General features: G+C 67.9%; 19 protein-coding genes. 14 read left to right on the forward strand and 5 right to left on the reverse strand.

Annotated features, from left to right (window positions below; translation table 11 throughout):
- Positions 1 to 503: 503 nt before the first annotated feature.
- Entirely contained in the window at positions 504 to 1,340 is an 837-nt protein-coding gene (locus P3L18_RS02760) for an HAD-IB family hydrolase (protein ID WP_079931173.1), read from the reverse strand.
- Between the two features lie 464 nt (positions 1,341 to 1,804).
- Between P3L18_RS02760 and ssd the strand changes: the two genes are divergently transcribed.
- The 7 genes from ssd to P3L18_RS02795 all read left to right on the forward strand — a co-directional run bounded on the left by ssd (position 1,805) and on the right by P3L18_RS02795 (position 6,683).
- Entirely contained in the window at positions 1,805 to 2,881 is a 1,077-nt protein-coding gene (gene ssd / locus P3L18_RS02765) for a septum site-determining protein Ssd (RefSeq protein WP_276113177.1), read from the forward strand.
- Complete coding sequence (locus tag P3L18_RS02770) at positions 2,878 to 4,047, forward strand: TadA family conjugal transfer-associated ATPase (protein ID WP_079931174.1); 1,170 nt, start codon at positions 2,878 to 2,880, stop codon at positions 4,045 to 4,047. The genes ssd and P3L18_RS02770 overlap by 4 nt, the downstream gene beginning before the upstream one ends.
- Positions 4,044 to 4,877, forward strand: a complete 834-nt coding sequence (locus tag P3L18_RS02775; RefSeq protein ID WP_079931175.1) for a type II secretion system protein F — start codon at positions 4,044 to 4,046, stop codon at positions 4,875 to 4,877. Before P3L18_RS02770 ends, P3L18_RS02775 begins: the two co-directional genes overlap by 4 nt.
- Positions 4,878 to 4,920: 43 nt before the next feature.
- Positions 4,921 to 5,553 carry a type II secretion system F family protein gene (locus P3L18_RS02780; protein WP_079931176.1) on the forward strand — a complete coding sequence of 211 codons (633 nt, stop codon included), beginning with the start codon at positions 4,921 to 4,923 and terminating at the stop codon, positions 5,551 to 5,553.
- 82 nt (positions 5,554 to 5,635) lie between these two features.
- Positions 5,636 to 5,902, forward strand: coding sequence for a DUF4244 domain-containing protein (locus P3L18_RS02785; RefSeq protein ID WP_006372346.1), 267 nt, complete (start codon positions 5,636 to 5,638; stop codon positions 5,900 to 5,902).
- Positions 5,902 to 6,315, forward strand: a complete 414-nt coding sequence (locus P3L18_RS02790; protein WP_006372347.1) for a TadE family type IV pilus minor pilin — start codon at positions 5,902 to 5,904, stop codon at positions 6,313 to 6,315. Before P3L18_RS02785 ends, P3L18_RS02790 begins: the two co-directional genes overlap by 1 nt.
- Before the next feature lie 2 nt (positions 6,316 to 6,317).
- Positions 6,318 to 6,683 carry an Rv3654c family TadE-like protein gene (locus P3L18_RS02795; RefSeq protein ID WP_276113410.1) on the forward strand — a complete coding sequence of 122 codons (366 nt, stop codon included), beginning with the start codon at positions 6,318 to 6,320 and terminating at the stop codon, positions 6,681 to 6,683.
- 17 nt (positions 6,684 to 6,700) lie between these two features.
- Here P3L18_RS02795 and P3L18_RS02800 read toward each other — a convergent pair whose 3' ends face one another.
- Positions 6,701 to 7,282, reverse strand: a complete 582-nt coding sequence (locus tag P3L18_RS02800) for a hypothetical protein (RefSeq protein ID WP_079931180.1) — start codon at positions 7,280 to 7,282, stop codon at positions 6,701 to 6,703.
- A gap of 143 nt (positions 7,283 to 7,425) precedes the next feature.
- The gene (locus tag P3L18_RS02805) at positions 7,426 to 9,786 is read right to left on the reverse strand and encodes a DEAD/DEAH box helicase (protein WP_276113178.1); all 2,361 of its coding nucleotides are present in this window, start codon (positions 9,784 to 9,786) and stop codon (positions 7,426 to 7,428) included.
- A gap of 409 nt (positions 9,787 to 10,195) precedes the next feature.
- On the opposite strand from P3L18_RS02805, the gene P3L18_RS02810 reads away from it, so the two are divergent.
- The 3 genes from P3L18_RS02810 to topA all read left to right on the forward strand — a co-directional run bounded on the left by P3L18_RS02810 (position 10,196) and on the right by topA (position 14,499).
- Entirely contained in the window at positions 10,196 to 10,399 is a 204-nt protein-coding gene (locus P3L18_RS02810) for a cold-shock protein (protein WP_004022110.1), read from the forward strand.
- A gap of 156 nt (positions 10,400 to 10,555) precedes the next feature.
- Positions 10,556 to 11,149 (forward strand): hypothetical protein, encoded by a 594-nt coding sequence (locus P3L18_RS02815; protein WP_276113179.1) that lies wholly within the window; start codon positions 10,556 to 10,558, stop codon positions 11,147 to 11,149.
- Positions 11,150 to 11,406: 257 nt separating this feature from the next.
- Positions 11,407 to 14,499, forward strand: a complete 3,093-nt coding sequence (topA, locus tag P3L18_RS02820) for a type I DNA topoisomerase (protein WP_276113180.1) — start codon at positions 11,407 to 11,409, stop codon at positions 14,497 to 14,499.
- Positions 14,500 to 14,557: 58 nt separating this feature from the next.
- On the opposite strand, the gene P3L18_RS02825 is transcribed toward topA, so the two are convergent.
- On the reverse strand, positions 14,558 to 16,042 hold the full coding sequence (locus P3L18_RS02825) for an adenylate/guanylate cyclase domain-containing protein (protein WP_238534911.1): 1,485 nt from the start codon (positions 16,040 to 16,042) through the stop codon (positions 14,558 to 14,560).
- A gap of 171 nt (positions 16,043 to 16,213) precedes the next feature.
- Here P3L18_RS02825 and P3L18_RS02830 point away from each other — a divergent pair, with 171 nt between their 5' ends.
- The gene (locus P3L18_RS02830; protein ID WP_014358788.1) at positions 16,214 to 17,497 is read left to right on the forward strand and encodes a DNA polymerase III subunit delta'; all 1,284 of its coding nucleotides are present in this window, start codon (positions 16,214 to 16,216) and stop codon (positions 17,495 to 17,497) included.
- Positions 17,498 to 17,519: 22 nt separating this feature from the next.
- On the opposite strand, the gene P3L18_RS02835 is transcribed toward P3L18_RS02830, so the two are convergent.
- Positions 17,520 to 17,951, reverse strand: a complete 432-nt coding sequence (locus tag P3L18_RS02835) for a hypothetical protein (RefSeq protein WP_276113181.1) — start codon at positions 17,949 to 17,951, stop codon at positions 17,520 to 17,522.
- A gap of 138 nt (positions 17,952 to 18,089) precedes the next feature.
- Between P3L18_RS02835 and P3L18_RS02840 the strand changes: the two genes are divergently transcribed.
- The 3 genes from P3L18_RS02840 to P3L18_RS02850 are packed head-to-tail and all read left to right on the forward strand — an operon-like array spanning position 18,090 to position 20,522.
- Positions 18,090 to 18,941 (forward strand): ABC transporter ATP-binding protein, encoded by an 852-nt coding sequence (locus P3L18_RS02840; RefSeq protein ID WP_014358790.1) that lies wholly within the window; start codon positions 18,090 to 18,092, stop codon positions 18,939 to 18,941.
- Positions 18,916 to 19,722, forward strand: a complete 807-nt coding sequence (locus P3L18_RS02845; RefSeq protein WP_170320242.1) for an ABC transporter permease subunit — start codon at positions 18,916 to 18,918, stop codon at positions 19,720 to 19,722. The genes P3L18_RS02840 and P3L18_RS02845 overlap by 26 nt, the downstream gene beginning before the upstream one ends.
- Positions 19,719 to 20,522: an ABC transporter permease subunit gene (locus tag P3L18_RS02850; protein WP_276113182.1), complete on the forward strand. Its 804-nt coding sequence runs from the start codon at positions 19,719 to 19,721 to the stop codon at positions 20,520 to 20,522. The genes P3L18_RS02845 and P3L18_RS02850 overlap by 4 nt, the downstream gene beginning before the upstream one ends.
- Positions 20,523 to 20,595: the final 73 nt, after the last annotated feature.

The following is a 20,595-nucleotide window of genomic DNA, read 5'->3' on the forward strand; positions in this document are numbered from 1 at the left end:
CACACAACACCGGGCTCACGCAACACTGCGGGCGGCGATCCGGTTCGAAAACCGGGTCGCCGCCCGCATAGCACGAACGAAAGCTACCAAGCGTGCTTGGTGGGTTGTGGTTACCGCCTCGGCGATTGACCACGGGCATCTGTCCGAATACCGTTCCGGCGCTGCCAATCTCGTCCCATCACGACGCCATCAATGATGTCGTCGGCGCTGTCCGAGGGTCGGGGCGCTGCCGTCGAGGGTAGCCGTTCACATGGCCGCGATGTCGCAGGCGCACAACACTTGTGCCTTATGCGGCGCGCTCCGCGTGGGTACTTGCCGCTCGTGCTGGGAAGTGCTCGGAATGGGGGCCCGCTCCTTCTCTTCCGGGGCGAACTTTGCCTTCCGAGATTCCGTATGACCTTTGTACACCGTGATCGCGATCACATCAAGACTCAAGCGTGTCAACGTTCGGTGGCGTTCACATCAACGACGACTGGTGCACTGGTGCAACGGTTTACGGCGCTTCAGAGGTGCAGGCCGACGCTCGCCGTGGCGGTGCGTCGAGGCCTGGTGAGACGGATTCCGACGCCCCATCCCACCGCGGCGCCGATCCCCAGGGCCACCGCCGCGGCCAGCGCCGGCGCGGTGGCGAACGAGGGGTCCGGCTCGCGGTCGAAGTCGAGGATCGGCCAGCCGTTGTCCTCGGCGTGCCGGCGTAAGTGCTTGTCGGGGTTCACCACCGTGGGCCGCCCGACGACCTCGAGCATCGGCAGATCGGTCACCGAATCCGAGTAGGCGTAGCAGAGGTCGAGATCGTAGCCGTGCTCCTGCGCGATCTGCAGGATGGCCGCGGCCTTCTGTTCGCCGTAGCAATAGAAATCGAGGTCGCCGGTGTAGTGGCCGTCGGTGATGTGCATCCGGCTGGCACGCACGTGATCGACGCCCAGCATGGCGCCGATCGGCTCGACCATCTCCTGCCCCGACGCCGATACCAGGGCGATGGCATGTCCCTTCTGCCGGTGCGCGTCGATGAGATCGACCGCACCGCTGTAGACGAGCGGCCGGACGACGTCGTCGATGGTTTCCGCGACGATCCGGTTCACCTCGGAGACATCCCAGCCCTGACACATCGTGGTGATGTGCCTGCGCAGCCGCTCGACGTGGTCGGCGTCGGCGGCCGAGCGGGCAAAGCTCAACTGGGTGACGGCCGAACGAAGCAGCGTGCGGGTGTCGAGCAGGCCCTCGGTGAAGAACTGGCGACTGAAGGCGAGGACCGACGATTTCGCGATGACGGTCTTGTCGAGATCGAAGAACGCGGCGACCGGCGGCGTCTGATGGACCCGCGGGCGCTCATCGCTCATTTCGGGCATCGTACTGGAGTTCCGCGATGTTGTAAGTCGAGTTCGGCTATCCCGCTCGATGCGGGTCGAGGAGGCGGCGATCACCGCTGTGTGTCATTCGTTCAGATCAACAAACCCGCAGGCAGTGAGACGAATCAACGATGTTGTGCCGGGTTTCGCGAGTTGTTTGCGAGTGTCGTGCGAACGTGTATAGTCGTGGGTACCCGGTCTTCGGACCGGTGCCCTTCAGCCCGACCCCCCGGGGCTGAAGCGCGACGACCCCGGCCTCCTCCCCCCCTGGCCGGGGTTGTCCTCTATCTGGAGCAAGTCAGCTCGCCGATTCCCCTATCGCCGTTGCCGTTCTCCCAGGCGCGTGGTGCCTTCCCGCGTGGTGCCTTCCACAGAACTCTCTGCGTCCACAGGCCGAGACCCTCCGCGCACGTGTACACAGAACGATGACGCCGGAATCGGCCACGATGGCGCTCATGTCCGAAGCCCTCCTCGCCCTCGTCGACGACGATCTGCGCGACGACGTCGCCCGGTGTGCCGCGGCCGCAGGCTATCGGCTGGTTCTCGGCGATCCCGCGACCTGCCGCGCCGAGTGGCTGCGGTCTCGTGCGGTCGTCGTCGACCCACCCGCGGTCGCCGCCTTGGTCTCCACCTCGGTGCCGCGGCGAGCCGGGGTGCTGCTGGTCGCCGACACCGCGCCCCCGGCCGACGTCTGGCGTTCGGCGATGGACCTCGGCGCCGGTGACGCCGCCCTGTTGCCGGCCGACGAGGGCCATCTGGTGCGCACGCTGACCGAGCTGCGTACGCCACGACGGGCCACCGGCGGCGGCGTCGCGCTGATGAGTGCACACGGCGGGGCCGGGGCGTCGGTGCTGGCCGCTGCGGTGGCAACGGCCGCCGGCGACGCCGGTGAGCAGGTGCTGCTGCTCGACGCCGACGACCTCGGTGGCGGTCTCGACCTCATCCTCGGCATCGAGGACCGGCCGGGGTTGCGATGGCCGGATCTGACGCTGGAGGGCGGAGCGGTCAACGGACATGCGCTGCACCGCGCCCTGCCACGGGTCGACGACCGGATCGCGGTGCTCACCGGCCGTCGCGACGATTCCCGCCCGGTTCACGCCGACGCGGTGCTCGCCACCATCGACGCCGGACGCTCGCACGGTGATCTGGTGGTCGTCGACCTGCCCCGCGCCGACACCGCCGTCGTCCGCGGCGTCGTCGAGTCGGTGGATCTCGTCGTCCTGGTGACCTCACCGACCGTCGCCGGCTGTGCCGCCGCCCGCCAGATCGCCGACCGGTTGCTCACCGACGCCGCCGATCTCGCGCTCGTCGTGCGCGGTCCCTCGCCAGGCGGGCTGCGTGCCCCGCAGATCGCCGAGGCCGCCGACCTGCGATTGCTGGCCGCCTACCGGCCGGACCCGCGGCTGCCGGCGCGGCTGGAGAGTGGACGACCCGGGATCGGTGCGCGCAGTCCCCTGGGGCAGGCGGCACGAGCGGTGTACGGGGCCCTCAGTGTCGGTGTCGGGGCCGTCGGGACGGGGCGGGCCGGATGAGCGCGCACACCGACGAGGCGCTGCTGGATCGGGTGCGTTCGCGGTTGGCGTCGGAGTCGGTGGAGCCGACGGCGGCGGTGATCGCCGACGCGATACGCGCCGAGGCGGGTGGGGTGCTCGGCGACACCGATCTCCTCGCCGCGCTGCGGTACCTGCAGACCGAGTTGACCGGCGCCGGCCGGCTCGAAGAACTCCTGGCCGAGCCGGGGATCGCCGACATCCTCGTCGTCGGCCCGCACCGGGTATGGGTGGATCGGGGTGCTGGACTGGAACTCTCGGGGATCACCTTCGACGACGACGCGGCGGTCCGCAGGCTGGCCGGACGGCTGGCGTTGGGCGCAGGGCGCAGGCTCGACGACGCCCAGCCCTGGGTCGACGGGCAGTTGTCGAATGTCGGACGCCGGGGATACACGGTCCGCCTGCACGCGGTGATCCCCCCGTTGGCCGCCGACGGCACATGTTTGTCGCTGCGCGTACTACGCAGTGCCGGAATGGGTTTCGACGCGATGGTGGCCTCCGGTGCGATTCCGGCCGAGGCGGCCGAAGTCGTGGGTGAGGTGCTGCGTGCCCGGTTGTCGTTTCTGATCATCGGCGGCACCGGGTCGGGCAAGACAACGCTTCTCGGTGCGTTGATCGGACAGATGGGCGCCACCGAACGGGTCCTGTGCGTCGAGGACGCACTCGAACTGACGCCGACCCACCCGCACGTGGTGCGACTGGTGGCGCGAACGGCGAATGTCGAAGGGGCGGGCGAGGTTGCGGTACGGGTCCTGGTGCGCCAGGCGCTGCGGATGCGGCCCGACCGGATCATTCTCGGCGAGGTCCGGGGTGCGGAGGTGATCGATCTGCTGACCGCCCTGAACACCGGTCACGACGGCAGCGGCGGCACCCTGCACGCCAACTCGACCGCCGAGGTACCCGCGCGGATGGAGGCGCTCGCCGCCTTGGGTGGGATGGGCCGCGACGCCCTGCACAGCCAGCTCGCCGCAGCCGTCCACATCGTCCTCGGCGTCGCCCGCAACGTCGACGGGACGCGTGGTCTGTCCGAGATCGGTGTGCTGCGTCGCGGTGCCGATGGCCTGGTCACCGTTGTGCCGATCTGGTTGCGCAGCGTCGGATTCACTTCGCACCGAGCGCTTTTCGACGAGATGGTCGCGATCCGATGACGGTGATCCTGCTTGCCTCGGCGTGTGCGGTGCTGTGGTCGGGCGCACCGCGCGCCGCCCACCGGCTCCGGCCACTGGGCGGGCGGCACACCCGCTCCACCACGGGAGTCCCGACATTGCGACGGATCGTCGTGCCGATCGGGATCTGCGGTGCGCTGCTGGTCGGCGGTATCGCTGCGGCGGTCGCTGCGGGACTCGTGGCCGGCGTGTACGGATGGCGGGCTCATCGCCGCCGGGCCGCCGAGCAGGCGGACGCGCGACGAGATGATCTGTTGACCGCGCTGTCGCTGATGATCGCCGAGCTCTCGGTCGGTGCGCCACCCGCCCATGCCTGTGCGGCCGCTGCGGCGGAGATGTCGGCCATGGCCGGCGCTACCAGGGATGGCGTTACCGGACAGGCGGATTCGGTGGCCTCGGCGTTGTCGATGCTGGCCGGCCGCGCTGAGCTCGGCGGTGGCATCCTGATCGACCCGACCGCAGCGCACGGCGCCGACGAATCCTGGCAGCGTATCGCCGTGGCCTGGCAGACGTCGGAGGCTCACGGGCTGCCGCTGGCCGATCTGCTGGGCTCGGTGCGCTCGGATCTGTTGGCCCGCAAGGCTTTCGTCGAACGGACGCGGGCCGGAATGGCCGGTCCCCGCGCCACCGCCACTGTCCTCGCCGGACTCCCGGTCCTCGGCATCGCGCTCGGGCAGGCCACCGGTGCGCAACCGCTGTCGACCCTGCTGGGCGGTGGGCTCGGTGGAATCCTCCTCGTCGGCGGTACCGCTCTGGTCGCGAGTGGGCTGCTCTGGGCAGATAGCATCGCCGCGAAGGTGGTGGCACCGTGAGCGGCGGTCTGCGCAAGGGCGTGCTGGTCGAGAGGGAGGCCCGGTGAAGGCCGTGGCCGTGCTCCTGGTGGCCGTCGCCTGTTGGATCTGGCCGGCCGCGCGATGGCGTCTCCACCGGGTGATCGATCTGCCCGCACCGCCTACCCGGGAACCACGATTCCTCGGGGTGGGTGACCCCGGGGCGGATCCGTTCGCCACCGCGGCCGCACTGGACCTGCTCGCGGTGTGCCTGCGCGCCGGACTGCCGGTGGCGCAGGCGATCCGGGTCGCGGCGTCGAGTGCGCCGCCGTCCCTGGCGCGGCCGTTGACCTCGACCGCCGAGCTCCTCGAACTCGGCGCCGACCCGGACCGGGCCTGGGCTGCTCCCGAGGTGTCGCCGGATGCCCGGCGACGTCGGCGGCGGGCACCGTCGACCGACCTCGGCGCAGACTGTTTCGCGGATCTGACGATGCTCGCCCGACGGTCGGCGCGAGCCGGGTCGGCGCTGGCCGACGGGGTCGGCGAACTCGCCGAACAGGTCCGCCGGCGTGCCCACGACGAAGCGCTGGCCCGCGCCGAGCGGGCCGGGGTGATGGTCAGCGGGCCATTGGGCTTGTGCTTCCTGCCGGCCTTCATCTGCCTGGGCATCGTTCCCGTGGTCATCGGCCTCGCGTCGCAGACCCTGGGAGGTCTGTAGAAAAAACATGCGCCGGGAGGGAGCCAAATCGCCACCCGCTGCGTCCAATTACCGCAACGTTCGAACCCTGAAAGGAAAAACCATGTCACACACCGTGAATCAAAGCTCTCCCGACCACGCCGACCCCATCGAGAATCCGCGCGGCTTGCGCGCTGCCGGCGATTGGCTGAACGCTCAAACGCTGCGCCTGATCAGCGACGAGGAGGGGATGAGCACTGCCGAATACGCCATCGGCACCATCGCGGCAGCGGCGTTCGGTGCGATCCTCTACACCGTCGTCACCGGCAACGACATCGTTTCCGCACTCACCGGGATCATCAACAAGGCCCTCAACACCTCGGTGAGCTGATGGGCGCGCGGCGTCGGGGCGTGGCGCGACGTGGCGTGCTGCGACATGTCGTGGACGATGACGCGGGCATGGTCACCGTCGAGGCGGCGTATGCGATTGCGGCGATCGTGGCGGTCCTGATCCTGGGCATCGGGGCGATCGGTGCGGTGATCGCCGAGATCCGGTGCACCGACGCCGCACGTGAGGTCGCGCGGTTGACCGCAGCCGGTGACGCGGGGGCGCGGGCCGCCGGAGCCCGGCTGGTCGGCGCCGACGCGACCATCACGGTGAGCGAGCAGGGCGGCAAGGTCGTCGTCTCGGTCACCGACCGGGTGCTCTCGCTGCCCGGGCTGACGATGTCGGCCCGGGCGGTGGCGGCGAAGGAGCCGGACGGCTCCGATCAAGTCGACATCGCGCCGGGGGTGACGCCGTGAAAATGCTAGTGCGCCTTGCCCGTGATGATCGTGGCTATGCCACCGTCGCCGCGACCGGGGTCATCGTCGGGGTGGTGTCGGTCCTGGTGATGGTGGTCTACGTCGGTGCGGCGGTGATCGCCCGACACCGGGCGCAGTCGGCCGCCGACCTCGCGGCCCTCGCGGCCGCCATCGATCACGTCTCCGGTGACGCAGATGCGTGCGCAACCGCCCGGGAGGTGATCGACGATCAGCGTTCGGCGGTGGTGCTGCGTCGGTGTCGTACCGACGGCACCGACGTCGTCGTCGAGGTCGGCGTGCCGATCACGCTGGGGCTCTTCGGTTCTCGCGACGCGTCCGCGGCGGCGCGGGCGGGTCCGGCGGAGTGAACCAACCCCGAAGTGTCCTAACCGATGGCGTCGTCGCCGACGATGATCCGCTTCGGGTACACGCGCACCGAATGCATCGGCGCGAACCACACCTGACCGAAATACACCGACGTATCGCCGCGGTAGGCCAGTTCCAGGACGCCGTCGCCGTACGCGGTGCGGATTCGCGGGCGCACCGCGGTGACGAACGGTGCCCAGTGCACCACCTCACCCTCGGTGAGGAAGCCGCCCGCAGCTGCCCAGGTATCACCCGAGGAGCCCTCGGAGATCGCGAGGTACACCTCGCCGAGTGACGGGCTGATCCGGGGCCCGACCATGGCGCTCTGCAGATACCACTGGGCGGTATCGGCCACGGCCGGGTTCTCCAGGCTGGCCGACGCCCACGCGTAGTGGATGTCGAGCGCGTCGAGTGCCTCGGCCTCCGAGAAGAAGACGTCGCTCTCACCGATCGTCGACGGCATCCGGTCGGGTTCCTGGGTGGGGCGGGCGAGCAGGAAGTACACCGGGCACGGCCGCAGGATCGTGCCCTGCGCCCTGGTGTGTCCGGCGTCCCGGTCGAGCCCGGCATCCCCGTCCTGCCCGGCATCGCTGTCCTGCATTGGTCGATTATCGCCGAGAAACGAGGGTTTGGTTCCCTCCGACACGGAATTCACCGAGACGCCTTGATGATTCACGTGGGCGAAGGCTGGGGGCCGAGGCGCTGACCTGCGTCGACGATGCCCGGATGAGCCCAGGTGACGTCTCACCCCTCGAGCAACGCGGACAGCAGCGACAAGGTGGTGATCGCTCCGGCCTTGTCGAGGGGGTCGTTACCGTTCCCGCACTTGGGGGACTGCACACAGGACGGGCAGCCGCTCTCGCAGCCACAGTCGGCGACGGCGTCGCGGGTGGCGGCGATCCAGGCGGCGAATTCGGTGTAGCCGCGTTCGGCGAACCCCGCGCCGCCCAGATAGCCGTCGTATACGAACACCGTGGGCAATCCGGTGTCGGGGTGCAGGTTGGTCGAGAGCCCGCCGATGTCCCAGCGGTCGCACGTCGCGATCAGCGGTAGGAGACCGATGGCGGCGTGTTCGGCGGCGTGCAGCGAGCCGGGCAGTCGGGTCGCGTCGATCCCCCCGGCAGCGAGTACCTCGGGCGGCAGCGTGTACATCACCGCGCGGGTGTGCAGTGTCTGACGTGGCATGTCGAGTTCGACGGCGTCGAGCACCTCGCCGGAGAGCAGCGTGCGCAGATAGCCGACGACCTGGTGGGTGACGTCGACGTCGACCAACGCGGTGTGCAGCGCCCCGTGATCGGTGGCGGCGATGACGTCGGTGATGGTGATCTCGGTGGTTTCCCGGGCCGAGGTCGTCCAGTCCGGCTCCTCCGGGTGGGCGAGCGCCAGTCCATCGTCGAGGTCGAGTTCGTCGACGACGTAGGTGCGGCCCTGATGGATGTGCACGGCACCGGGATGCACGGTGGCCGGGGCGCGTCCGGCGTCGACGGTGCCGAGCAACTCCGAGGTGGTCGCGTCGACGATCAGGACCTGTCCGCCGATGCCACCGCGAATGTCGATGTCGCCGTGCGGATCCACCCCGGGCGCGGCATACCAACCGGCCTTGCGCCTGCGCAGCAGCCCCTGCGCAGCGAGGTCGGCGACCAGCTCGCCGGCGCGCCATTGCTCGATCTCGGCGTCCTGCAACGGGAATTCGGTTGCCGCACAGAGTAGGTGGGGGCCAAGAATATAGCGGTTGGTCGGGTCGATGACCGGCGCCTCGACCGGTGTGCCCAGCAGTGCCTGCGGGTGATGGACCAGATAGGTGTCGAGCGGATCGTCACGGGCGACGAGCACCACGAGCGCGTCGCCCGAGGTGCGCTGACGACCGGCGCGCCCGGCCTGCTGCCAGAAGGATGCGACGGTGCCCGGGTACCCGGCGATGATGACCGCGTCGAGGCCGCTGATGTCCACGCCGAGCTCGAGTGCGTTGGTGGTCGCCACGCCGACGAGTTCGCCGGAGGAGATGGCCTGTTCGAGTTTGCGTCGGTCGTCGGCAAGATACCCGGCGCGATACGCCGCCACCTTGTCGGCGAGCTCGGGGGCGCTGTGCGCCAACAGATCACGGGCTCCCAGCGCGGTGATCTCCACACCGCGCCGACTGCGCCCGAAGCACAGTGTGCGTGCGCCCTCGATGACGAAATCGGCGATCAGTCTTGAGGATTCGGCCCCCGCGGACCGGCGCACCGGTGCGCCGTTCTCGCCGCTGATCCCCGGCACGAAATCCGGCTCCCACAGGGCGATGGTGCGTTCGCCGCGCGGCGAACCGTCCTCGGTCACCCCGACCGCCGGTTCGCCGATGAGCCGGGACAGCGCGGCGGCCGGGTCGGCGACGGTGGCGCTGGCCGCGATCACCGTCGGATTCGATCCACACGCTCGTGCCAGTCGCAACAACCGCCGCAGCACCAGCGCCGTATGCGAACCGAACACCCCACGGTAGTGGTGACATTCGTCGATCACGATGAATCGCAGGTTCCGGAAGAACTGCCGCCATTGCCCACGCATCGGCCCGGTGGACGAGCCGCCACCACCGGAGAGCACGCCGGTGAGTATCCCGATGTGCAGCATGTCGGGATTGGTGAAGATCCACCGGGAATGCGTGCGCGCCCAATGCCGGATGTCCGGATCGGTGTCGCCGTCGTAGGCGCACGGCGCAAGGTGTGCAAAGGGTCCGCGCCCGGCAGTCAGTGCGGAGACCGCCCGGATCTGGTCGGCGCCGAGAGCTTTGGTGGGCGCCAAATACAGTGCAGTGGAGTGTGGTTCGGCGAGCAGTGCATTCAGGATCGGTAATTGGTAGGCCAACGACTTTCCTGATGCGGTGCCCGTGGAAATGGACACATGCCGACCAGAGTGTGCATGTTCGGCTGCGGCTGCCTGATGAATCCATGGTTTCGTGATGCCGTTCGCCTCGAATGCCTCTCGCACGTTCTCGTCGACCCATTCCGGCCAGTCGGTGAAAGTCGCTGTGCGCGATGGGATGACGGACAGGTGCGTGATAGGACCAGAGTCCGCTTCGGTACCGGCGAGGGAACGGCGGAGGAGTTCGGTTCCGAAGGTGTGCAGGCTCATAACTCTTTGTTGTCGTCTGTGTGTCGCGCGGTGTCGAAGGTGGTTCTCGTGCTCCGCGACGGCAATTCGAGACCGGATCGATATGTGGCGCTCTGGCGCGACGTCCGTGCAGATGTTACTGCCTGATGTCAATCGGTTGAAATCGTCCACATTTTCGTTCCCACTGGTTCCTGTGACTATCGCATCGGTGCCAGACGTGATTCACTATGTGCGGCCGCAGCTTCTTCCGATGCATCGTCACTGCGGTGATCGGGGGAATCGGGTTGCAGCCGTGGTACTGAGTTTTTCCCTCACCGAACCGCGTCCACGGTTCACCGGGGTTTCTTCGAGGTATGGCGGTCAGAACCGGCCACGGTGCGAGTACATCTCGTATCGGAGTCAGATCGAATGAATGTGAAGGATTGCAGTAATGGCACAGGGAACTGTGAAGTGGTTCAACGCGGAAAAGGGCTTCGGCTTCATCGCTCCTGACGAGGGGTCCGACGACGTGTTCGTCCACTACTCCGAGATCCAGGGATCCGGTTTCCGCACCCTCGAAGAGAACCAGCGTGTCGAGTTCGAGGTCGGGCAGGGCACGAAGGGCCCACAGGCGACGGGCGTCCGCGCCGTCTGAGAGACGACCTCGCGGCAACGCGAAGAGGTTTGTCTTAACCGCTCCCGGTCTGGTCATCCAGGCCGGGAGCGGTTTTCTCTGCCTGGCCCCGGAAGTCATGCGACCCGTGTGGCGGGCGAGGCCGATGGTGCCGCGCAGCGCAGTAGTCTCATATCCGTGGGTCAGTTGGCGTTCTTCTCGGCAGAGACCGACGAACCGGCGATCGACGACCTGGCGGGTCTGCTCGCCGGTCCCGGTCAGTCGGCGCCGGTGTATGCCGGGGCGGACCCGATCGGTACGCGCGTGTCGGTCATCGTCGCCGAACGATGGCGCGCCGACGCCATCGTCGCGCAGGTGCGGACGGTCGGGCTCGACGCCGAGGTCATCACGTCCGACGAGGGCAATCCGTTGGCGCGCACCGCGCCGAGCCCGCGTCTCGATGAACTGCACCGCCGCTGGTCGACGGGCGCGGTCAAGACGATGCCCACCGCGTGGGTCCCGACACCGCATGCGTTGCGGTTCTGGGTGCTGGCAGCCGGCCGCACCGATCCGACCGGGCAGTATCTCCTCGGGCTCGATGCGCACTGCCCGGATTCGCATCCGGTGCTGGCCACCGCGTTGATGCGGGTCGGTATCGCGCCGACCCTCGTCGGCAACCGGATCGGGGCGCCTGCGCTTCGGGTGGGGCGTCGCCGGCTGGCGCGGTTGGCCGAGTACGTCGGCCCGCCGCCACCCGGTGCGACGGCTCGCGAGTGGCCCGGTGCCGGCTGATCGCCGAGGTGCCCGCGATCGTCGTGTCCTCGTATCGGGTGACACCGATGACGCCGAAATGTGATGCATGCTTCACAACCGTCTGACCAGCTGATTCATCGAAAGAATTCGAGATGTCCGGTCCTTTGGGTATACCTTGCCGGGAATTCGGATGTGCAATAGGCGCTATCTATAAGGTACAAACCCACTGAACGAACAAGAGCGGCTCCGGGCACAATCATCCGCCCGAAGACCGACTCGATAGCGAAGGACCCCCGTTGGCCGAGACCAGCACCACAAGCCCCACGAGCGGCAAAGCGATCCGACGACTCGTGATCGTCGAGTCGCCCACCAAGGCGCGCAAGATCGCCGGGTACCTGGGGTCGAACTATGTGGTCGAGTCCTCCCGTGGACACATCCGGGACCTGCCGCGCGGCGCCGCAGACGTCCCGGCCAAGTACAAGGGCCAGTCCTGGGCGCGGCTCGGTGTGAACGTCGACGAGAACTTCGAGCCGCTCTACGTCGTCTCGCCCGACAAGAAGTCGACGGTCACCGAACTCAAGTCGCTGATGCGCGATGTCGACGAGCTCTATCTCGCCACCGACGGTGACCGCGAGGGGGAGGCGATCGCCTGGCACCTGCTCGAGACGCTCAAGCCGAAGATCCCGGTCAAGCGGATGGTGTTCCACGAGATCACCGAGCCGGCGATCCGCGCGGCCGCGGAGAACCCCCGCGACCTCGACATCGATCTCGTCGATGCCCAGGAGACCCGCCGCATCCTCGACCGTCTCTACGGCTACGAGGTCTCCCCGGTGCTGTGGAAGAAGGTCATGCCGAAGCTGTCGGCGGGCCGTGTGCAGTCGGTGGCCACCCGCATCATCGTCGAGCGTGAACGAGAGCGCATGGCGTTCGTCTCCGCGGAGTACTGGGACATCGACGCCACCATGAACGCCGGCGGGTCGCAGGAGGACGAATCCAATCCGCGCAGCTTCTCCGCGCGCCTGGTCAACGTCGACGACGCGCGCGTCGCGACCGGCCGTGATTTCACCCCGAAGGGCTTGCTGAAGAAGGCCGACGGCGTCATCGTCCTCGACGAGTCCCGGGCCACCGCGCTGGCCGGCGCCCTCGACGGCGCCGACATGACCGTCACCTCGGTCGAGGAGAAGCCCTACACCCGACGTCCGTACGCGCCGTTCATGACCTCGACGCTGCAGCAGGAAGCCGGCCGCAAGCTGCGGTTCTCCTCCGACCGCACCATGCGCATCGCGCAGCGCCTGTACGAGAACGGCTTCATCACCTACATGCGTACCGACTCGACGACGCTGAGCGAGTCGGCCATCAACGCCGCTCGCACGCAGGCGCGAGAGCTGTACGGCGACAACTTCGTTCACCCGACCCCGCGGCAGTACACGCGAAAGGTCAAGAACGCCCAGGAAGCTCACGAGGCGATCCGCCCGGCCGGCGAGACATTTCGCACGCCCGGCCAGGTCGCCGGGCAGCTCGAGACCGACGAATTCCGTCTCTACGAACTGATCTGGCAGCGCACGGTGGCCAGCCAGATGGCCGACGCCAAGGGCACCACCCTGAGCCTGCGCATCACCGGAACCGCCACCAGCGGCGAGGAATGCACCTTCGCCGCGTCCGGGCGCACGATCACCTTCCCGGGCTTCTTGTCGGCCTACGTCGAGACCGTTGACGATCAGGCGGGTGGCCAGGCCGACGACGCCGAGAACCGCCTGCCGCAGCTGACCGAGGGCCAGTCGTTGACCGCCTCGGAGCTGCGTGCCGACGGCCACTCCACCAACCCGCCCGCCCGCTTCACCGAGGCGTCGCTGGTGAAGGTGCTCGAGGAGCTCGGCATCGGTCGCCCGTCGACCTATGCCTCGATCATCGGCACCATCCAGGACCGCGGTTATGTGGTCAAGAAGGGCAACGCGCTGGTGCCCTCATGGATCGCGTTCGCTGTCGTCGGCTTGCTGGAGGCCTACTTCGAGAGCCTCGTCGACTACGACTTCACCGCGTCGCTCGAGGATGATCTCGATCAGATCGCCAATGGTCAGGAGAACCGCACCCGGTGGCTCACCGAGTTCTACTTCGGTGATTCGGCCGCGAATGCCGAGCATGACGCGGAAATAGCCGGCTCGGAAATCGCCAAGCACGGGGGGTTGAAGAAGCTCGTCGGGGTCAATCTCGAGGAGATCGACGCCCGCGAGGTCAACTCGATCCGCCTGTTCGACGATGAGCAGGGCCGACCGGTCTACGTGCGCGTCGGACGATTCGGTCCGTACCTCGAACGTAACGTCGCCGCGAGCGCCGACGCCGAACCGGACCTGCAGCGGGCCAACCTGCCCGCCGACATGACCCCTGACGAGCTCACCCTCGCCGTGGCGGAGAAGCTGTTTTCCACCCCGCAGGAGGGACGCACACTCGGCACCGATCCGGTGACCGGGCACGAAATCGTGGTCAAGGAGGGCAGATTCGGTCCGTACGTGACCGAGATCCTGCCCGCCGAGGAAGACGGTGACGATTCCGGCTCGGCCGGCGCGCCGGCGACGATCCCGGCCGGGCCCACCCCGCGTGACGGTGGTGGCGCCGGTGACGGTGAGGTCGTCCCGCTCGACGACACCCCGGCGGACACGGGCGGGTCGACCTCCGGCGGTTCGACGGCCACCAAGACCGCTGCCAAGAAGGCGGTCGCCAAGAAGGCCGCTGCGAAGAAGACCGCCAAGAAGGCCGCGGGCCCCAAGCCGCGGACCGGATCGCTGTTCAAGACCATGGACATCTCCACCGTCACGCTCGACGACGCGCTGAAGCTGCTGTCGTTGCCGCGCGTGGTCGGCGTCGATCCGGCGTCGAACGAGGAGATCACCGCCCAGAACGGCCGCTACGGCCCGTATTTGAAGAAGGGCACCGACTCGCGGTCGCTGACCAGCGAGGATCAGTTGTTCAGCATCACCCTCGACGAGGCCCTCAAGATCTACTCCGAGCCCAAGCGTCGAGGCCGGGCCGCTGCCGCTCCGCCGCTGCGTGAATTCGGCAAGAACGACGAGGTCAGCGGACAGCCGATGGTGATCAAGGACGGCCGTTTCGGCCCGTACGTCACCGACGGCGAAACCAACGCCAGCCTGCGCAAGGGCGACGAGGTCGCCTCCATCACCCCTGAGCGGGCGATGGAGTTGCTCGCGGACCGCCGAGCACGCGGACCCGCCAAGAAGGCCACCAAGAAGGCCGCGAAGAAGACGCCGGCCAAGAAGACCGCCGCCAAGAAAACGGCGGCGAAGAAGACGGCAGCCAAGAAGACCACCGCAAAGAAGACTGCTGCCAGGAAGACTGCGGCCAAGAAGACGGCACCTGACGCGTCGGAGGACTGAGAGGACTGAGGGGTCCGAATCCGGCCCCGGCCGAATGTACGTGCTCAGGCGAGGCTACTCAGGGCACCTCGGTGACCGGGATCGGGCTGGTGTTCATCGGGTCGACGTGCGGGCGCGCCAGCAGGGTCTCGATGCCGCGTCCGCGCAGTTCGACGCCTTCGCCGATCTCCCAATACTCGGCCTCCTCGTGCGAGGCCAGGAACACCGCACGCGCCGATCCGAGTACACGTGTCGGCTCGTCCTTGGCGAGTTCGGTGAGGCGGGCGGCCTCGTTGACCGGGTCGCCGATGACGGTGTACTCCAGGCGCTGTTCGGACCCGATGTGCCCGGCGATCGCCTTGCCCGCCGACACCCCGATGCCGATGTCGGTGTCGCCGAGGGTCCGGTAGAGCTCGATGCGCAGCTCGCGTGCCGATGCCAGTGCGCGACCGGCGAAGTCCTCGAGGTCCAGGGGCGCACCGAAGATCGCGAGCGCGGCATCACCCTGGAATTTGTTGACGAAGCCGCCGTGCCTACCGACCACCGCCACCACGACGCGGAAGAACTCGTTGAGCATGTCGACGACCTCCCGCGGGGGCCGGTTCACCGCCAGGCGCGTCGAGCCGACGATGTCGACGAACAGCACTCCCACATAGCGTTCCTCGCCGCCGAGTTCGGTGCCGATCTCGATGGCCCGGCGCGCGACGTCCTCACCGACGTAGCGGCCGAACAGGTTGCGCAACTGCTGGCGTTCGCGCAGGTCGGCCACCATGTCGTTGAAACCGGCCTGCAGCAGGCCGAGGTCGGATCCGTCGTAGATCTTCACCGCGGCGTTGAGATCGCCCGCGGACACCTTCGACTGTGCACGGCGCAATTGTTTGATCGGGTCGTTGATCGCCGCGACCACCCGCACGATCGCGAGCAGGCTGAAAGCCAACGACGCCAACGCCATCCACAGGATCGGTCGTTGCAGCCCGGCGGCGTCGGTCTCGATGAAGTTCAGCCGCTGCATCGTGATCAGGCCGACGATGACCAGCATCGGGGCGACCACACTGATCACCCAGAACACGGTGATGCGGGTGGTGACCCCCGGTGCGATCGCGTTGTCGGGGTTGTTGGCCATCGCCGCGACGGTGATCGGCCGCAGCACCTTCTCGAACTGCAGGAAGCTCAGCACGCAGGTCACCAGTGCGCCGATGAAGCTGGCCATCGCGACGATGAACGCATCCCGGTGCGAGACAGTCAGATTCACGCAGGTGAACAGGATGCCGCCGACCAGCCACATGCCGACGTTGACCGCCGAGAGCAGCATCGGCAGTTGTAACGCCCGCCGCCGGGCGCCCTCGTTGTCCAGGCGGGTGCGGCGCCGATGCCAGATCAGCACCGGCAACGACAGTTGGATACTGAAGACCGCGCCGACGATCATGGCGACCACGAGGTAGGCGGCGAAGATCGCCTGATTGAGGGTGGTGATCTCGTCGAAGCGGAACGAGTCGCTCGCGGGCATCCCGAACCGCAGGAACGCGAAGGTGAACAACGCGCCGACCAGGTTGGCACGCAGCATGTCGAGCGCAAGAATCGGCCACGGGGTGCGGATCAGCCACTTCCCCGTGTGCAGGGCTTTTGACACCCACGACCGACGCTCAATCACGTCAACCACGGTAGCTGGCTGCTTGCAATTGTTAAACGCGGTCGACGAATCGGACGTGTCCGACGTGCGGTTTAGGGTGAGGGTGTGACAAATGTCTTCGACCGGATGATCGGGCAAACGGCGGTGATCGCCGACCTGCGTGACGCCGCCCGCGCGGCACGTGGCCTGGCGAATCGACTCGACGAGCACGCCGCCGGCGCCGTGTCGATGTTCGGCGAGGCCGACGGCAACGAGGATCTCGGCGATCCGGCGCGGTCGTCGATGACCCACGCCTGGTTGTTCACCGGACCGCCCGGCAGCGGCCGGTCGGTGGCCGCGACCTGTTTCGCCGCGGCACTGCAATGTCAGGACCCCGAGGTCATCGGCTGCGGCGAGTGCCGCGCCTGTTCGACGGTGATGGCGCAGACCCACGCCGACGTCCGCAACATCGTGCCGCAGGGGTTGAGCCTGTCGGTGGACTCGATGCGTGAGATCGTGCAGGTCGCCTCGCGTCGTCCGGGCACGGGCCGCTGGCAGATCGTGATCGTCGAGGACGCCGATCGGCTCACCGAGCAGGCCGCGAATGCGCTGCTGAAGGTTGTCGAGGAACCGCCGTCGCGGACGGTATTCCTGCTGTGCGCCCCGTCGGTCGATCCCGAGGACATCTCGGTCACGCTGCGCTCGCGGTGCCGTCACGTCGCCTTGACCACGCCGTCGACCGCCGACATCGAGCGCGTGCTCGTCGATCGCGACGGCATCGACGCCGAGGCGGCCCGCTGGGCGGCGTCGGTCTGTGGCGGCCACATCGGGCGCGCGAAGCGCCTGGCCACCGACCCCGACGCCCGCGCACAACGGGAATCGGCGCTCGGGATCGCGCGGGCGGCCACCCGAGACTCGACGGCGTACAAGGCGGCCGAGGATCTCGTGCGCTCGGCCGAGACCGCGGCCAAGGCGATCAGTGCCGAACTCGACGAGGCCGAGACCGAGGAACTCAAGACCGCCCTCGGTGCCGGCGGGACCGGCAAGGGCACCGCCCGTGCGCCACGCGGGAGCGCCGGGGCACTGAAAGAACTGGAGAGGCGCCAGAAGTCACGCGCCACACGGGTCGGTCGTGACGTCCTCGATCGGGCTCTGGTCGACCTTGCCGCCCTCTATCGCGACGCTCTGGTGCTGTCGATGGGCGCCCAGGTGACCGCGATGCACCCCGACAAGACCGACGACACCACGCGGCCGATGGCCTCGTATGCCAGTCCCGAACAGTTGTTGCGATGCGTGGAGGCGGTGCTCGAATGCCGCGAGGCGCTCGACGTCAACGTCAAACCCAAGTTCGCCGTCGATGCGATGGTCGCACGGATCGGGCTGGCGATGCGTGCGACCGAACGGGTGTGAGTCCGCGCGATCGGGCCCTCGCTCAGACGTCGCCGTTGCGCTTGGCGAGTTCGCGGACCCGGTTGAGTTCGGAGATGTTGCCGAAGATCGCGATCCAGTTGTAGGCGAGACACGAGATGATGCCCCACCAGCCCAGCGTGAGGCAGTGCGTCTGTGCCGCCCAGAAGGCCTTGCGGATCTCGGGCCAGGTGCCGACCGTCTGTGTGGGGCTGGTCAGCGCCAAGACCACCATCCCGGTGTGCCGCTTGAAGACCGCGCGGTACGCGCCCGATGGTGCAGCGCGGTACGCGCCCGATGGTGCAGCGCGGTACGCGCCCGGCGGGTGGGGCTGACCTGCGTACGGCCCGGCATACGGTTGCTGCGGGTATGGCTGTGGTTGCGGGTACGGCTGTGGCGGACCCGAGTACGGCTGTTGCGGATACGGCTGGCCCGGATGGTGCTGCGGTGCGTTCATCGTTCCCCTCCTGCTGATTCCCCTCCTACTGCGACGGCTCACACGCTAGGGCACGGGGACCTGAATACGGGGCGTGCGTCGTTCAGGTGGACGAACTCGGTTACGCGTCGGTAACCCGACAGAAACGACGCCCTCCTAATGTGGCGTCGCATGGTTCCCGCCACGCCGCGCCCACCCGGCACCGGACTCGACATCACCGGACTCACCAAGGAATTCACCACTCGGACGATCCGCGGATCGTCGACGGTGACCGCGCTCGCCGAGGTCGACCTCAAGACCTCGGAAGGGGAGTTCCTGTCTCTCCTGGGTCCCTCGGGCTGCGGAAAATCCACGGTTCTACGCATCCTCGCGGGGCTGGAGTCCCCGACGTCGGGGACGGTACTGATGAACGGGCAGAGCCCGAAGGAGTTGCAACGCAATCACGAGCTCGGCATCGCCTTCCAGGACTCGGCGCTGCTGCCGTGGCGGTCGGTGGAGTCGAACATCAAGCTGCCATTGCAGGTGGGTCGCATGCCCGCCGCCGACGGTCTCGTCGCCGACCTCATCGAACTCGTCGGGCTCACGGGATTCGAGAAGGCCAAACCCGCGGTGCTCTCCGGCGGTATGCGCCAACGGGTTTCGATCGCCCGCGCGCTGGTCGTGCGCCCCACCGCGTTGTTGCTCGACGAGCCGTTCGGTGCGCTCGACGACATGACCCGCCAACGACTCAACATCGAATTGCTGCGGATCTGGACCGAGAAGCCGGCCACCACACTGATGGTCACCCATGGGATCGCCGAGGCGGTGTTCCTTTCCGACGTGGTCGCGGTGATGAGTCCACGGCCCGGACGCGTCATCGAGACGGTGCGCATCGATCTGCCGCGCCCCCGGACCCCGGAGATGATGCGCACCCCCGAGTTCCACGCGATCCACGATCACCTCTCGGGCTTGCTGTTCGGCGCGAAGGGCGCCGATCCGGCCGTCGATGCCACGGAGGCTGTGGGTGGCTAGCATCTCGGCGTCGCGCGCGGGTGCCGACCGGTGGGCCGCGGGCGCGATCGGCATCGTCGGTCTGATTCTCCTGTGGTGGATGGCGGGTGCCCTGCAGTGGTTCCACGGCACCATCCCCACCCCGTGGGCGGTGTGTACGGCCATCGGCGACAAGGGTTCTGCGTTCTACGTCGACAATTTCTCGGCGACCATCTCGCTCGCGTTACGCGGATTCCTCTGGGGCAACGCGCTGGCGATCGCGCTCGCGGTGCTGGTGATCGTCGTGCCGCCGGTCGAGGGTCTCGCCACCCAACTCGCGATCATCTCCTACTGCACGCCGATCATCGCCGTCGCACCGATCGTTCAAGTGGCCTTCGCGCAGGTGCAGACGATGATCGTGTTCCTCGCGGCGATCTCGGTGTTCTTCACGACGATGATCGGCACCCTGTCGGGGTTGCGTTCGCCGCACAAGGGCAGTCTTGATCTGGTTCGGGTCTATGGCGGCGGACGTCTCGTGCAGCTGTGGCGGGTCCGCTCGGTCGCCGCGCTCCCGAATACGTTGGCCGCCATCAAGATCGCCGCCCCTGCCGCCGTGCTGGGCGCGGTGCTCGGCGAGTTCCTCGCTATGCCCGAGCAAGGTGCCGGACCGGCAATGATCATCGCCCAGCAGGCCGGTGACATCCCACAGGTGTGGGCGATCGCGTTGCTCGCCGGGCTGGTGGCAGGCATCGGTTACGCGATCGTCGCGGTGGTGGCGCGGTTCGTCACGCGGTGGTCGACGGGTCTGGCGGTGCTCGGATGAGCGCCAGAGCGGGAAGTCTGTGGGCGGTCGCGAGATTCCTCGGGTCGCTGCTCGCCTCGCTGATCCTGATCCTGGTGATCTGGTGGCTGTTCCTCTTAGCATTCCCCGACATCGGGCCCATCATCGGACGCACGCCGGCCGACGTCTACGCATATCTCTTCACCGCTCCCGACGCGGCGGATTCGCGTCACCAGATCCTCGCCGACCTGTGGATCACCCTCAAGGATGCGGCGGTGGGTTTTGTCACCGGCATGATCGCCGCCGTGCTCGCCGCCGCACTGTTCGTCGTATATCGTCCGGCCGCACAGACATTCATGCCTATAGCGATGCTCCTGCGGTCGGTGCCGCTGGTCGCGATGACCCCGCTGATCACGCTCGTCGTCGGACGCGGTGTCGCGGTCGTCGCGGTGATGGGTGGAATCGTCGTATTCTTCCCGGCACTGGTCATGATCATGACCGGGCTCGCCAACGCGCCCAGGCACCTCGACGACGTCATCGCCGTCTACGGCGGTGGCCGATGGACCGCGCTGCGGCGCTCAGCCGTGCCGTCGGCGGTGCCCGCACTGTTCAGCGCGGCCAAGGTGTCGGTGCCCGGCGCGTTCATCGGCGCGACCGTCGCCGAGTGGCTCGGAACCAACAAGGGTCTGGGAGCCACTCTGCAGCAAGCCCTTCCGGCCGCAGCCTACGACCAGTTGTGGGCATCGGTCGTGGTGATCACGGTGTCGTCGATCGTCGTCTACGCCGTCGTCGGCGTGATCGAGACGGTGGTGCTGCGGCAGATGGGCATGAGCGAGAACTGATCGAACCACCGTCCCGGGCCATTGCCGCCCCGGGAGTAACCAACAGGTAGTAGACCCGGGACAGCCCGGAAAG

The sequence above is a fragment of the Gordonia sp. N1V genome (genome assembly GCF_029269935.1).
Classification (GTDB): Bacteria; Actinomycetota; Actinomycetes; order Mycobacteriales; family Mycobacteriaceae; genus Gordonia; species Gordonia polyisoprenivorans.